Source organism: Ruegeria sp. TASC047 (genome assembly GCF_059612445.1).
In genome coordinates, this window is record NZ_JBXWQP010000021.1 from 22,141 (window position 1) to 36,247 (window position 14,107).

The 14,107-nt window shown below is 55.0% G+C and carries 12 protein-coding genes; 6 read left to right on the forward strand and 6 right to left on the reverse strand.

Annotated elements, in window-relative coordinates; genetic code table 11:
• Nucleotides 1-91 precede the first annotated feature (91 nt).
• The gene (locus AC2FLO_RS05290) at nucleotides 92-1,507 is read right to left on the reverse strand and encodes a right-handed parallel beta-helix repeat-containing protein (RefSeq protein ID WP_496811643.1); all 1,416 of its coding nucleotides are present in this window, start codon (nucleotides 1,505-1,507) and stop codon (nucleotides 92-94) included.
• 317 nt (nucleotides 1,508-1,824) lie between these two features.
• On the opposite strand from AC2FLO_RS05290, the gene AC2FLO_RS05295 reads away from it, so the two are divergent.
• The 3 genes from AC2FLO_RS05295 (at nucleotide 1,825) to AC2FLO_RS05305 (ending at nucleotide 5,735) form a co-directional block, all read left to right on the forward strand.
• On the forward strand, nucleotides 1,825-3,861 hold the full coding sequence (locus tag AC2FLO_RS05295; RefSeq protein ID WP_496754278.1) for a right-handed parallel beta-helix repeat-containing protein: 2,037 nt from the start codon (nucleotides 1,825-1,827) through the stop codon (nucleotides 3,859-3,861).
• A 157-nt stretch (nucleotides 3,862-4,018) separates the two neighbouring features.
• Nucleotides 4,019-4,810 carry a sulfotransferase family 2 domain-containing protein gene (locus AC2FLO_RS05300; RefSeq protein WP_209599258.1) on the forward strand — a complete coding sequence of 264 codons (792 nt, stop codon included), beginning with the start codon at nucleotides 4,019-4,021 and terminating at the stop codon, nucleotides 4,808-4,810.
• Nucleotides 4,749-5,735, forward strand: coding sequence for a hypothetical protein (locus tag AC2FLO_RS05305; protein WP_496754276.1), 987 nt, complete (start codon nucleotides 4,749-4,751; stop codon nucleotides 5,733-5,735). The genes AC2FLO_RS05300 and AC2FLO_RS05305 overlap by 62 nt, the downstream gene beginning before the upstream one ends.
• 19 nt (nucleotides 5,736-5,754) lie before the next feature.
• Here the strand turns inward: AC2FLO_RS05305 and AC2FLO_RS05310 are convergent, their stop codons facing one another.
• The gene (locus AC2FLO_RS05310; RefSeq protein ID WP_496754274.1) at nucleotides 5,755-6,561 is read right to left on the reverse strand and encodes a capsular polysaccharide synthesis protein; all 807 of its coding nucleotides are present in this window, start codon (nucleotides 6,559-6,561) and stop codon (nucleotides 5,755-5,757) included.
• A gap of 340 nt (nucleotides 6,562-6,901) precedes the next feature.
• On the opposite strand from AC2FLO_RS05310, the gene AC2FLO_RS05315 reads away from it, so the two are divergent.
• Entirely contained in the window at nucleotides 6,902-8,248 is a 1,347-nt protein-coding gene (locus tag AC2FLO_RS05315) for an O-antigen ligase family protein (protein WP_496754273.1), read from the forward strand.
• Between the two features lie 23 nt (nucleotides 8,249-8,271).
• Here the strand turns inward: AC2FLO_RS05315 and AC2FLO_RS05320 are convergent, their stop codons facing one another.
• The 4 genes from AC2FLO_RS05320 to AC2FLO_RS05335 are packed head-to-tail and all read right to left on the reverse strand — an operon-like array spanning nucleotide 8,272 to nucleotide 12,176.
• The gene (locus AC2FLO_RS05320; protein ID WP_496754272.1) at nucleotides 8,272-8,952 is read right to left on the reverse strand and encodes a polysaccharide deacetylase family protein; all 681 of its coding nucleotides are present in this window, start codon (nucleotides 8,950-8,952) and stop codon (nucleotides 8,272-8,274) included.
• Nucleotides 8,949-9,992: a lipid II:glycine glycyltransferase FemX gene (locus AC2FLO_RS05325; RefSeq protein WP_496754270.1), complete on the reverse strand. Its 1,044-nt coding sequence runs from the start codon at nucleotides 9,990-9,992 to the stop codon at nucleotides 8,949-8,951. The genes AC2FLO_RS05320 and AC2FLO_RS05325 overlap by 4 nt, the downstream gene beginning before the upstream one ends.
• Nucleotides 9,993-9,999: 7 nt before the next feature.
• Entirely contained in the window at nucleotides 10,000-11,220 is a 1,221-nt protein-coding gene (locus tag AC2FLO_RS05330) for a GNAT family N-acetyltransferase (RefSeq protein WP_496754269.1), read from the reverse strand.
• A complete protein-coding gene (locus AC2FLO_RS05335; protein ID WP_496754267.1) occupies nucleotides 11,217-12,176 on the reverse strand; it encodes a glycosyltransferase family 2 protein in 960 nt (319 codons plus the stop codon). Before AC2FLO_RS05335 ends, AC2FLO_RS05330 begins: the two co-directional genes overlap by 4 nt.
• 188 nt (nucleotides 12,177-12,364) lie before the next feature.
• Here AC2FLO_RS05335 and AC2FLO_RS05340 point away from each other — a divergent pair, with 188 nt between their 5' ends.
• Both AC2FLO_RS05340 and AC2FLO_RS05345 read left to right on the forward strand, forming a co-directional pair.
• A complete protein-coding gene (locus AC2FLO_RS05340) occupies nucleotides 12,365-13,435 on the forward strand; it encodes a GNAT family N-acetyltransferase (RefSeq protein ID WP_496754265.1) in 1,071 nt (356 codons plus the stop codon).
• Nucleotides 13,436-13,469: 34 nt separating this feature from the next.
• Nucleotides 13,470-14,102 carry a GNAT family N-acetyltransferase gene (locus tag AC2FLO_RS05345; RefSeq protein WP_496754263.1) on the forward strand — a complete coding sequence of 211 codons (633 nt, stop codon included), beginning with the start codon at nucleotides 13,470-13,472 and terminating at the stop codon, nucleotides 14,100-14,102.
• The last annotated feature ends 5 nt before the right edge of the window (nucleotides 14,103-14,107 follow it).

A 14,107-nucleotide genomic window follows, 5' to 3' on the forward strand; every position in this document is an offset into this window, starting at 1 on the left:
CCACTACATGTCTGTTCTTTTCGTTGGGAATACCGGGAGTATTCTGAAGATTTGACCTAATGTGCCCGGTGCGGGCGCCGTCATATTGGGGCTATTTGCGGGTTGGGTAATTCTTAACAAGCGTGGAGCCGGCATTAAGCCGATCGATTTGGCTGCCCGGCCGCACGCCATATTCGTTATGTCCGTTTGCCGGTCCGGTTGCGTAGTAGATGAACTCACTGTCGTAAAATCCGGGTGCCCCTCGGGATACATCCTGAATGGCGGCGTTATTAAGGATGACCCAATCGCGCTGGTTCTTGTATCCGCTGATTTTACTGACGGCGTTTTGTTCGATGACGACTGAGGTTGAATCCGGGGAAACGCTGATGCGCGGAATGGTGATGCCCCCATCTTTCTCCCGTCTGACCCGGATGACCGAATTTCGCCTGATCGACAGGTTATCTGCCCCATGGATCGAAATACCGTGTGCATGGGCATTATAAATCACGTTGTTCTCGATCAACACATTCTGATGACGAACCATGGGATCCCCCAAGTTTTTGCCATCTCCGCCCATCCAGATTGTCTGAGCATAATCTCCCGCGCCCATGTCAAAGATATTGTTGCGAATTACGATGTCTGTGCTGCGTTGGTTGGACGCGCGCATGATCTGCAGCATGTCACGGTGATCCTTGCCTCCGCGTATACCGCGAAAATTGTGCAGATGATTGCCTTCGATGATCAACCCATCAACAGCGCCCATAGCCATACCGTCCGAGCGTATGTCGTAGAAGGTGTTTCCCCGGATCGTTATGTCGTTGCCATGCCCACCCGTAAGTCCTTTCCACCATCTGCGGAATGTGTTCTGGGTCAGTGTAATCGATACATTGTCCTTGAGGCGGAGTCCGCGGCCATGCCCCACTCCTGATTTGTAGCCACCATCGAACAAGGAGTTCGAGATGGTCACGTTTCTGCTGGAATAGATGGTGAAGCGGGTGGTTGAGTCCTTGTCCCCCGGGGAATACTCATAGTCAAAAATCAACCCATCCAACACGATGTTGCCCGCGCCCTGCAGGCGTAATTCCGTGAAACATGCAGGCGACCCCGGGTGGGCTGAGCGGATCGTGACGGGCTTCTCAAAAATATTGCTAACTTTCAGAGCGCCATAATTCCCGCCTTCAAGAATGAATGTCTCTCCTCCCTTCGCATTTTTTACGGCGCCTGCGAGTTCAGAAGCGTTGCGGAGTATCTGACCCTTTTCTGTACCGGACACGTTTGTCGTGGCTTTCGTGTCGGTACACGCCCCGGCGGCATAGGACGGGGCCGAAAAAGAGAGTAGCAAAATGCAGGCACACACCAGCATTCCGAAAGAACTGTGTCTGTCCCGCATGGCAGGTCCGCCCGTGTCACGTTCATCAATTAGGAAGGCTACGGGCATGGATGAGTCGTGTCCATAAAGCTGTGTTGAACAGAACGTTGATGGATTTGATGGGGCACCCACACGGGTTGACGTCACGGCATCGGGCAATTCACCGCCGATATTTGTTCGGGATACGCGGGCCCATGCCGGAATAGTGGCAATTGTGTGTTCATTGTTGCGGCAGAGGAATCAATTCGTAAAACCCTTGGGTACCGCTAAGGGAAGGGGAACAATTCCCGGTAACGAGTATCAATTTCACTCGGAAATGAAGGCGAAGGGACATTATTGTCCCGATGCAGGCAACAATTTCCAAACATAGCCACATTCTGGCCCATCTGTCGCCTTCGTGCGGCTGTTCCTTCTGTCCTGGGTGAGCGGGATTCTTGTGCGCTGCCACTCACAGCGCCTATGCAAAAAGGTGAAAGATGTCGACGACAATCACGGTAACCTCTGCGGCGGAGTTGAACCAGGCTCTGTCTCAGGCGACAGGTGGGGAAACGATACTGCTTGCGGCAGGTGATTATGGGGTGCTGAATCTCAAAAACGCCCTTTACACATCCAACGTGACGATCAAATCCGCTGATCCGAGCGCGATGGCAAGCTTTTCGGAAGTTTATGTCAACCAAACCTCGAACGTCACGTTCGATACTATCGAGTTTGACTATACATATGTCAGTGGGCAGCGTGAATCTGCCAGCAAGTTCCGGATCGACAACAGCACCAACATAAACATCGTCAATTCGGTTTTTGATGGGGATTTTGCAAGCGGAACCGGGACCTCGGCTGATGGGACAGGTTTCGGCAAGGGGCTTGTGGTCGAAGGTTCGGCAAATGTCACTATCGCCAATTCCGAGTTCCATTCCTGGTGGAAAGCCGTAAATGTCGGCACCTCCTCGGATGTTGATCTGATTGGCAACAACATTCACACAATCCGTTCTGACGGTATCAATCTGGGTCGGGTTGACGGCGTTCTGATCGAGAACAACTATATCCACGATTTCGGGGGTGCCGCGGGTTCTTACGATCACCGTGATATGATTCAGATTAAGCGCTCCAGCGGGGATGGCAGCAGCGACATCATCATTCGGAACAATGTCCTGGATATTGGGTCGGGTGACTACACGCAGGGCATTTGGGCCGGGGGCGACAACGCCAACTATTCGGATCCGACGGACTGGCACCAGGATATCGTGATCGAAGGAAACGTTATCTACAATGCCCACACTAACGGCATTGCGATTCACATGACCGATGGTCTGACGATCTCGAACAACACATTGATTGCGGTTCCGCGCTCGGTGACGGGTGGTGTGACCATTCCCAAAATCACCGTCGGATCATCTTCGACCAACGTGATCATTGATCAGAATGTGACATCCGGGATTGCTGGCTATCAGGGGCAGTCCGACTGGACGATTCTGGACAATGCCTTTGTTCAGAATACAGACCCGAACGCAGCCGGATATTATGATGCTCAGTTTGTCTATTTCGCGACAACCGCAACCGATGGGTACAACCAGTTTGGTGTTATTCCCGGTAGTACAGTAGATGTTCTGGGGGCAGGTTCCGACCTGGTCGATAGTTATCCACTCTCCTACGATTCTTGGGTTGGAACGGCGACAACGCCTGTTGCCGGCGGAACGGGAACCAGTACACCACCGTCAGGCACGACGTCCGGCACGGATACGGGCGGCACGTCTGGCACGGATACCGGCGGCACGTCTGGCACGGATACCGGTGGTACGTCTGGCACGGATACCGGCGGTACGTCCGGCACGGATACCGGTGGTACGTCTGGTACGGATACCGGCGGTACGTCTGGATCGACATCGCCTTCTGTCCCATCCAGCCAAATGATCTTTGACGACTTTGTTCTGGATATCGCGAACCTGCCAGATAACGGTCAGGCCGAGCTTATCGGTGATGCGACGGTTGTGGACACTGCATCGGGTCCGGTGATCCAGTTTGACGGAGACCGGGATCTTGTGAAATTGGGGCGTCTGACCGAGTTTGAAGATTCCGAGCAGATTGCTTTCACGGTTGAGTTTACCAGAGCCGAAGCAGACGGCAGCACCCAGCGTTTGGTCTGGAACAAGGGCCATGTGGGACTGACGTTGACAGGTGATGGCCTGATTGCGCATGCCGCAAACAATGATGGCAAATTCACCAAGGGATTCCACGTAGATAATCTGGGCCTGAATGATACCGAAACCCACACGATCACCTTTTTGGTCGACCAGAATGCAGACCGTCTACAGGTGCTCGTCGATGGGAATGTGGTGCTTGATGAAACCAATACCGATTTCGATTTTGTCGATGCGCACGGCGGCAAGGAATGGGGTTGGGATCTAGGCTTCGCGAGAAATCGCTATATCGATGGTGAAATCAGCGCGTTTGCAATCGACGACGAGGTCGTTTTTGTAGACACGCAGGTTGTGCAGGACGATTTTTCGATTGCCTGACACGATATGCATCGGCGAAATGTCGGCGCATATATGGTTGAAAAATTACGCTGGCTGGGTGCAAGATCGCACCTGGCCAACTGTATTTCAGGACAGCCATTCCCTGCCCTGGAGAATTGCGGCTGTTTCAGGCCGATCGTGTTGAAAGTTTCGAGTTATGATTTTGTCTGACAGCCATCGTTTTGTGTTCATTCACGTGCCGAAATGTGCGGGAACTTCTGTTCGCAATGCTGTTTTGTCATTCCACGATGCAGACAGCCGGTTTCTGAAACTGGTCGAGCGACATCCTGAACTGGGTGAAATAGACTATCGCCATCTTCCACTGTCGCTGCTGCGTGACCTTGATCCTGAGGCGTTCGGGAAGCTGAAGGAATACGAAAGCTATGCACTGTTGCGTGACCCGTATCAGCGCTTTCAATCCGCCATGTCGCAACGCGCCAAAATGTATCTGGGCAAGGAATTTGCGCAGCTCAGCGATGATGAAATCCGCGCAGAGACCGAGAAGGTAGTGGCATATCTTTGTTCTGATCCTGCGGTGATTTCTCCGGAATATGTGCATTTTTCCCGGCAATCCGATTTTGTCCGGATCAACGGCGAACGGTTGGTGCGCAATCTCTATCCGGTCGAACATCTTGATCTTTTTGTTCAGGCTCTGACCCGGCAGATCGGCCTCGCTTCGCTGGAAATCGGGCATGCCAACAAGACCACGGTGTTTCGTCACCCACAGCTGAAACGGGTCATGTATGGGGGGAGTGCGCTGGCCCGTCGCGTTTTGCCTAGCCCGGTGCACGAAGCATTGCGTGTCTCCGCCCGTCGCGTTCTGATGAAATCCGGTGGCACGCAACCGCATCCGGTCTTGAGTGAACCTGTTTTTCAGGACTTTATTCGTGACTATTATGCCGAGGATATTGCCCTGCACCGGGATGTTCTGGCAGGTGTTGCAGCGTGATCCGGCAGGCAAGGAACGGAGCGGGCAGGTGCAACCGGTAAAGGAATGGCGCATACATCTGGGTGCGCATAAGACCGCGACAACACATGTTCAGGATACGCTGCTTGCACATCGGGACGAGATGGCGCGGCGGGGTGTGGATTATATCCCCCGGGAAGCTTTTGGTCCGTTACAGCGCCGCTATTCAAACCCCGGTCATTGGCGAAGAAGGTTCTGGTCAAGACCATTGGCCAATCAGTTTATGCGCCAGACTCAAGCGCTACGCGGCGGAGCAGAGACGGTTCTTGTTTCGGACGAAGATCTGCTGGGCTATTCCGACGGTTTATTGTCGCCTGTCTTTTACCCGTCTTTTCGCGGGGCGCATATTGTCGCCGAGATGCAAAAAACGGCTCCTGTTGCGCTCTTTTTGGGGGTGCGCTCTTATGACAGGCTGTTGCCCTCAGCCTATGCTCAGATGATGAAATCCTTTGCGCCGGATCCGTATTGGCAATCCCGGATCGGCGCGGACGTTCTGAAGACGCCGCCCAGTTGGTTCGATCTGATCGAGCGTCTTATGGCGGCCTTTCCCGGTGCAGCATTGCGGGTCTGGCGACAGGAAGACTACAGCGCACACTGGCAGAAGATTCTGACAGCTTTTGCAGGCCGGAACGTGGGTGCATTCCCACAGATTCCACCACCCACAAGAACCACATCGCCATCGCAAGAGGCGATCCACCAAGCCGAGTCCTTGGATCGTTCACTGTCAGTTGAAGAACGCCGCATGCGAGTTAAGAAGATTTTCTACAACGACGGACCGAATGCCGCCGCTGGCACCCCGTTTCGGCCATATCAAAGTGAAACGGTCAGCGCGTTGCGCCAGAAATACGAGCAGGATCTACAAAGGATAGCCCGAAATTACCCGGATATGTTGATCCGGATAGAATGATGCAGCCAACCCTTGCGGGTCAGCCGACCTTGGGGCGTTTGGGAACTTCGGTTTCCGAGACGCGCAGCAATTTCTTCGCAATTTCAAGATGCTGAGCGTTCCATTGCCAGCGTAACTTTTGTACGGGTGCCGCGCCATCGTCCAGAATGCGGGCAACCCGGGCATGATCGCGTTGCCGCAAGAGGCACTCGTGTACCAGATGCGGCCCGACGCATCCGAATTTAGGGACTTCACGCAGGGCGCGCCGGAACGGGCGGCGCATGTAAATCAGCAGTTCAAATAATGTCTGGCACCAGAAATACAGATGCGGTTTCTGGCGATTTTTCCAATACTGAACACTGTAGTCATACCAGTCCGCCATTATGACATTTTGCGGTTCGGAGGCCAAAAACCACGTTGCCACTTCACGCGTATATCCGGGCCATGTGAACCATCGGGTTTCCGGGGTCCAGAAATAGGCAAAGAACCCTCGCTGTCCGACAATCGGCAACCAGTCATTCAACGGTTTGACGCAGAACGCAGTCGCATCCGCCCAAACACCGCCGTGTTCTTTCAAAAGCTTGAACCGCAGAATGTTGGAATAAGATTGTATCGATATTTCTGGCGAGAGCTTTGGCATATCGACAAACTCTGCGACCGTGTCCTTGTCGAGAATGCGGAGGGTCCAGTCCGGGTTTTTGTCTTGCCAAGATGCAATGCACATCCGCACGATTTCGGGGGCTTCATCAATTCCTTTATCCCAGAACATCCAGATGTTCTTGGGGATGATCCGCGGCACAGCATTATCGAACCCGTCGGGTTGTGTCTTGCCGGCTTTGCGGGTCAATCTGCGGGCAAAACTGCGAAGCTGTTTACCCTTAACCAAAGATACAAATAAAAATAACCAAGGGTTCCCGGCCAAATCCAACGCTCCTATCGTAACCCATGTCGGTGTTTTAACGACCATTCCAGAGCCGCGCCAGAAAACTATCGCGATTGGCCTGCATCTATTTTTTGCTGTGTATTCACCGCCATGCTTGCGAAACAGTCGCGCGAAATACAGGATATTGTTTTTCCTCAAGCGGTGATGGACCCTTGGATGATGCAGATTATACTTCCCTGGCGTACACGTTAGGCATTGTTGGTAGTATAGCACCGATCAGGTGTTCTCCAGAAAGGCACGGTTCATGTCACTTGTTATGCAGTCCGGTCACCAGACCGCTGCCGGCGCGGCCGAAAAGTCCCGTCACGGGTTCATAATCGCGCTTTTGATTCTGTCTTTCGTCATGCCGTTCTTTTTCTTCTTCATCGGCCTGAGGCTGAGCGCGTATCGTCTGTATTTTCTGGCTGCCACAATTCCGGTGCTTATTCAGTGGGCCAAGGGTGCGGCAGGCCCGGTGCGGTCGCCTGACATTCTGGTTTTGCTTGCGGCGATGTGGGCGGCGTTGGCCCTGTTTGCCAACCACGGGATAGGACGTTGGCAATTCGCAGGTATTCTGGTTGTGGAAACAGTCGTCCCATATCTGTTTGCGCGCGTCCTGATCCGGGACTACGTGACATTCCGAACGGCGGTGTGGTGGCTTTTTGCCATCGTTCTGGTGCTGGTCCCCTTTGCGCTTTACGAAAATATCACGGGGAAACCGATCCTGCTGAACATATTTGGCGGGGTGTTTCAGGTCTATGCAGACGTGAATCAGGAGCCGAGATTGGGGCTGGAGCGGGCGCAGGCCTCGATGCCTCATCCGATTTTGTTTGGCGTTTTCTGTTCACCCGTTCTTGCGCTGTCCTGGTATGTGCTCAGCCCGGAAGGCGCATTCTTCAAGCAAACCCAACGTTCGATTATTGTTAGTACGGCTGTTTTCAGCTCTTTGTCTTCGGGTGCCTTCATGGGGGTTATGTTGCAGGCTTTCCTGATCGCATGGGATGAAATTCTGAAGAAGATCAAAAGCCGATGGGTAATTTTTGCCATCATATTCGGCATTCTCTACATTATTCTCGAACTGGCGTCGAACAGGAATGCGTTTCAGATCATTGCGACAGAGCTTACATTCTCGGCCGGGTCAGCCTGGAACAGAATTCACATCTTCAACCACGCCATTGACGATATTTTCCGCAACCCGATTTTTGGGATTGGTCTGGGTGAATGGACTCGCCCCAAATGGATGAAGCCAAGCGTTGATAATTTCTGGCTGCTCATCGCCCTGAGATACGGGATTCCGGCCCTGATCTTTCTGGGTCTGGCCGTCATTATCGCAAGTTATCAAATCATCCGTGCCCCTTTGACTGGCCTCTATGCACGGGTTCGAACCGGATTTCTGATTTCGTTCCTAAGTCTCAGTGTGTCTGCATTCACCGTGCATTTGTGGGATGCCACCTATTGCCTGTTCATGTTCCTTCTTGGCAGCGGCATGTGGTTGATTGATGCCCGGGAAACACCCGAAGGTGAGGGCGAACAGGTGCAGGGAACATCCGCCCGACGGGAAATCCGCTATACGCGCTTTCCCAAAGGACCTGACCCGGAACCTGCCGAGTAACAAGGTTATACGTTGGAATGTGTTTAACCGGTCACCGTCCAGCGACGCCGGGTCATTCCGACGGCGCGGCGCAGGCGGCGCAGGGCGGGCATGTGACCTGACAGAACGGCCTGCATTTCATCGGGCGACATATCACCACGCAGCGAGGTGCGGGGGCGCAGGAATGCACCTTGCCGCCATTGACCACCGTCACTTGACCACGCTGTCGTATAACCTGATGCACGCAAGGCCCGTAATACCCGCGCATCGTAACGTCCGAATGGAATCCCGGACTCGGTTATCGTCCGGCCGCAGATATCCTCAAGCTGTGCCCGGGATGTCTCCAATTCCTGCCTGAGCATCGCGTCGTTCAGTGTTGGCCAGCTGACATGGTCAATTCCATGGCTGCCGATCAACATACCTGCGCCCTGCAGGTTATGCAGGTGCTTCTTGTGCAGCGATCCCGTTTGCCCGAGGCGCCCGGTCAGAACAAAGAAACGTGCATGAAGACCCCGGTCAATCAGGGCGGGCAGCGCAATATCATGATCAGACAGGTTGCCATCATCAAAGGTGATTACAACAGCCGCCGGGTCAGGCATGGCGGCAACCTGGTCAAGGACGTATTCGAATTGCTCCCGCGACAGCCAATATGGCGCTTCACCGGGCTCCAGCGAGCGCCCGGGATCTCCGATACCGTGAAAGTTGATGCTTGTCAGGTTGGTCATTTTCGCCGCCTCTTCAAAAGCGAATGCAGCGTTTCCGCGGCGCGGATCGCAGGCGCAGTCAGCCCTTTGGGTTGGAACTCGTAAGGGCCTGCCGCCTGCAGGTTTGCCCCCCCGGTGCGGTGCTTGAACCGTGTGACCGTTGGGTTTGAATCAGGGTCTATACCGCCCAGATCGTAGAATTTCATGCCCAGTTCTTTGCAGCGTAGAATGGAATGCCACATCAGGTAGTGTCCGGCATTCAGCCGTCGCCCGGCTTCAGCTGTGGCGCCGAAAAGGTAGACGGCGTTGATGCCGGCTCTGCCAATGGTCATGCCGGCGATGTCAGCACCGTCCTTCCGAGCGAACAGAACCTCATGGTCAAAATCGGGCCCTGTAAGCCCATAGTAGAATTCGGGGGAAATATCCGGGCGAAACCCCTTGGTGGCCTGTACGTCCTGATATAGCGCGTGAAACCGGCTGCGAGCCTCTGCAATCGGAACGATATCCAACTCCAGCCCAGCCTTGAGCGCATTGCGCAGTGGATTGCGCCACTTGCCGTGCAGCGCGCGCATCAGCGTGTCTTCGTCCTGATCACAGTCTACTACGACAGTTCTGTAAGATGGGGACCGCTCTGAGTGGACAAAACCCTGGCTGGCGGCCAGTTCGTCGAGGGAGGGCACGTCATAGCGGGCAATCACCGGAAAACGCAGGCGTAGGATATGTCCTGTTGCTGTCGCATGCGCGCGCAGTGCCGCGAGCACTGCCTGCACGGTTTCGGGCGAGGGATCGGGGTGATCCCGATGCCGGAGCAATGGCCCCGCTGCAATCCATGCGATTCCGCGCCCAAGCACGGGCAGGCGTTTGATGCGCAGGCACGCGGCGGCGACGATCTGTCCAGACGGGGTTTCCACCCGGACGAATTGCGGTTCTGCCCCGATCCGCCGTGCGGCTGCCTGTGCATAGGTCAGGCTCTGTTCATAGGTCAGATCCTGAAAAGCGGCGCTGCAGTCCAGCCAATCGGATGCAGGCAGGATATGAAGAGATAGGGGTTCAGGGGTCATGACGAATTTATATCCTTGTCCTGACCCAGGCGGCCCATAAAGGTTTATGCCTCAGTGGAAGGATCGCTCTCAGGCGTGGAGTCAGGCGACCGAACCAGAGCCTGTAATAGGCCAGATGCAGCAGGCGCGCCCAACCCAGGCAGAGTTTGAGACGTATCGCGGCAAAGCCCGATTGCCGCGAGATGATCAGGCGGTGGGTGGGAACTGCTTCACCTCCGTAGATCAGCTTGTAGCCGTAATCGCCAATCCCGGCCTCAATCCGTGTGATGCCGCCCTCAATCAGTTCTTCGATCATCTGAATCAGGCCAATCTTTCCCAGGCTCAAACGTTCAAGCTCGGGGTCGGTTGATCTGGCGGGCAGGCGCCAGTGGCAGACCTGACCGGAAACCAGGCAGAACTGGGTTGCCAGAGCTGAACTGTGGCCGTGCTGTTCGACAAACCATGTTTTTTCGCTGGTTAGGGTCACTTTGGCAAGCTCACTGTAAAAGGCCTCACTCCCGGCCCAGTCGGTGAAATGGCCACCTTTTCCGGCCTTTTGCCATTGTTGGTTGTGAAACCTGACAAAGTCCTGGAATTGCACCGCGTCGGGATGGGTCACTTGCGTTGTCAGCCCATGGTCACTTTGCAGGCGTTTTAGATCCCGTCGATACTGATTGCGCCGCTTCTTGGACAATTGGCTCAGATAGCCGTCAAAGCTGCCGGGAAGCTCAAAGACGGTGTGTGTGCCTGCAGCATGATCCTGCAACACCAATGGGGGGTGAGAAGACGCGTAGTGGGCCACCGCATCACGCGCAGCGTGCAGAACCTGTCCGCGCTCGGATGCGGGGGTGAAGCTGATCAGATCGGCACACCCCCGCCCGAGAAGGTCAGACAGTGCCTCCGTCAGGCTGGGTGTCACGGCCCATTCCTCGGCTGCGAGGCGAAAGACCACTGTGTTTGGGTCCGTTGCAGCGAGTTTTGCGATACGTATCCTGATCGGTCCCAGCCAGACTGCGTGAATCATGAAAGGGATCAGGGCCACGAGATGCCCGCTCGCATTGCGCACCACCAATGCGCGCAGTGTTCGCCCCTGCCCAAAGTGCATCCACCATGTCAGCACCCAGACCGGGTTGGCATAGATATCCGCACCCACCCGATCGGCAAGGGCGATCCATTCTTCCACCATGCCGCTCAGAGGTTTCACCCCATCAACCCACTGGAATGACAAGTGGTTTGAAGCTTCGGTCACTCGACCGGCTCCTGTCTGATCAGATGATACCGCAAGGATGCGCGCGCAAGCCGTCGCCGCGCGGCGGCTTCGTCATGTTGTCCGGTGGCAGACATCAGGAAACGCAATACAGAGGACCCGACAAAGATGGCCCGCCCACAGAACGCCCCCCAAAGGCCGTAGTGCTTGCGTAAATAGATCATTTTGCTTTTTTGCATTTGCACGAACATGCGTGACCGGATCTGGACCGTGCTTTTGCCGCCCCCGTCCAGATGCAGAATCTGCGCTGCGGGGGAAAATACGCAAGACCATCCGGCGTCGCGAATGCGGCGGCACCAATCGGCCTCTTCGGAATAGACAAAGAATGCTTCATCTAACAGGCCAACCGCTTCGAAAACGTGACGGGGGACCAACATGAACATGCCCGAAACCACATCAACCGGTCGTTCGGAGTTTCGGTCCCAGTCTCCATACTCGGCATGGCCCAGAAGCCGGTTTTGCGGCGACAGGCGATGCAGTCCGAATTCGATCAGCGCAAGATTGGCAGGCCCGGGATCGGCAAAGCAGGTGCGCTGAATGGTGTTCTCATCCTCCAGCACCTGGCAACCGAGGCATCCCACATCGGGATGCTGCCCAAGCCAGTGGACCATTGTGTCGATCGCGCCGTCCAGAATGATGGTGTCGGGGTTGAGCAACAACAAGGTGTCCCCTTGCGCGATTTCCAGTCCTTGATTGTTGGCGGCAGCAAAGCCCCGGTTGGTCTTATTCGCGATCAGCCGCACCCGAGGGAATTCTGTTCGCACGAGTTCGGCCGAGCCATCGTTTGATGCATTATCGACGACAATGATCTCATGCGGCATCATTGTTTCGCTTGCGATGGACATCAGGCAATCCCGAAGAATATCCCGGGTGTTCCAGTTCACGATCACGATTGAAACAGCGCAGGCAGTAGACGTGCTGTTTGGTGATGAAATCATGATACTCTATTCTCGTTAACCATTCACATTTCAAATTACTTAGTCATTGTTTCATTCTATGAATACACTGACCACAATCCTCTGAAGACAATTGTTGTTTTATAGCGGTCGTAAAAGTCAAAGCGTATAGACCAGTATATTGAGGTAATAGTTTGACAGCGCCGGACCTTCGAACCCAAGACGATATCGTGGTCGACTGTAGTGAATCCCTGAACACGGAACAACGCGCGGACTGGGATAGATTCCTGAAAGGGGCAAAACACCAGCACCCGCGGCAATCTCTGGTTTTTGCCCGTTCCGAGCAAGCCTCGGGCCGAAAGGTTCTGTATGCCCGCGCCCACCGCAGCGGCGGCGCTCTGGTGGCTGTTGGCCTGCTTTCGCTTGAGCCGCACCCTTTTTTGCCCGGTGCCTGGTCCAAAGCTTATTGTCTGAGCGGCCCGGTATGCGACGATGCCCACAACATGGCTGCGTTTTTGAAGGCCCTTTGCGAACATCCTGAACTGGCCAGCGTGGGCAGTCTGAATGTCACCCCATTCTGGACAGAACAGGACGCGATAACAATGGATAGCGTTCTGGCCGGGAACGGTTGGCGGGTTTCCGAAGAGGAGCAGTTCCGCGAAACCGGGTGGGTGGACATATCCGGGACCCGCGAGGAGATCATGAAAAGTTTCTCCAAAAGCGCCCGGCGCGAAGTCCGCCGCGCTGAACGGCAGGGCGTTACCTTCCGTATTGCAGAAACAAGCGAAGAGTTCGGCATCTTTCTAAGCAGCATGAACCGCCTGCGCGCCACGCGCGGATTGGAAGAATTGGACGTCGCTACATATGAGACGACATTCGAAGACGTGCTGCGCCATGATGATATTGGAACCGTGATCATGGCCTGGCAGGAGGATGCGTTTCTGGCTGGCCTGTTGGTCTATCGCAGCAAAGACGTCGTGCATGGGCGTCACTTCACAACCGAGCCGGAACATCTCAGGGCTGCCGGCAATCTGCGTATCGCACCGGCATTGTGGCTTGAGGCGATGTGCTGGGCGCAGCAAAAAGGATGCAGCATCCTGGATGTAGAGGGGTATCGCGCTCCGGTTGCGGGTGACAAGAAGTTCAACATCCACAAGTACAAGTCGGAATTCGGTCCGCGCAGTATCCGACGGATTTCCGAGCGGCAGAAAATTGTGAACCGACATGTGTTTCTAACCGGAAATGCCCGTGATCTGCTGCGGGGGCATTTGAAAAAGGTCAAACGGGCGATCATGGGATGAAGCCTGGATGTGAGAACGGTCGGCGGTGCTGAAGATGAAGTTAGCGAAGAAAGGCAAGATACAGCTGATCCAGGGCGCGGCGCGGCTGGGGCCGGGAATGCTGATCAAACAGGTCTGGCTGGCCTTTCTCGACAGTTTCGTACGCAAACGCCATCTGGTGTTCAGGCTCGATACTCAGAACAGCAGTATGTCGCCGCCCGCTCTGAGCGGGGGTGGACACTTGCGCGAGGTTTTGTCTGTGGACGAACTGGGTCAGTCGGATCTGGCTTGGATGACCGATCCACTGGCTGCGCATGACTGGGGTACTGTGGACTGGCTGGTACTCGGATGGCGGCTTTGGCTGCTGGAGGAGGATGGCAATGTGCAGGCCCTTGCCTGGGTGCGCGATGCGATGCACAGTCGTGATTTCTTTGTCCCCTTGGGCGAGAGGGAGGAGCTGTTTTGGCATGTCTATGTCCTGCCGGATTATCGAGGTCGCAACTTGCAGGAACGGCTATGGCGGATGATTGCGGCGGACCGGGCCTCGGATGGGGTCGAGGGGATTTTCACCAATTGCAGAGATTACAATCTGCCGTCTCGCAAGAATATTCTGAAAATGGGCTTTTCCCCTGTAGGGCAGTGTGACGAAAACCGGATCATGCGCCGCCGGGTTTGGCGAAGCTATTGAACTTT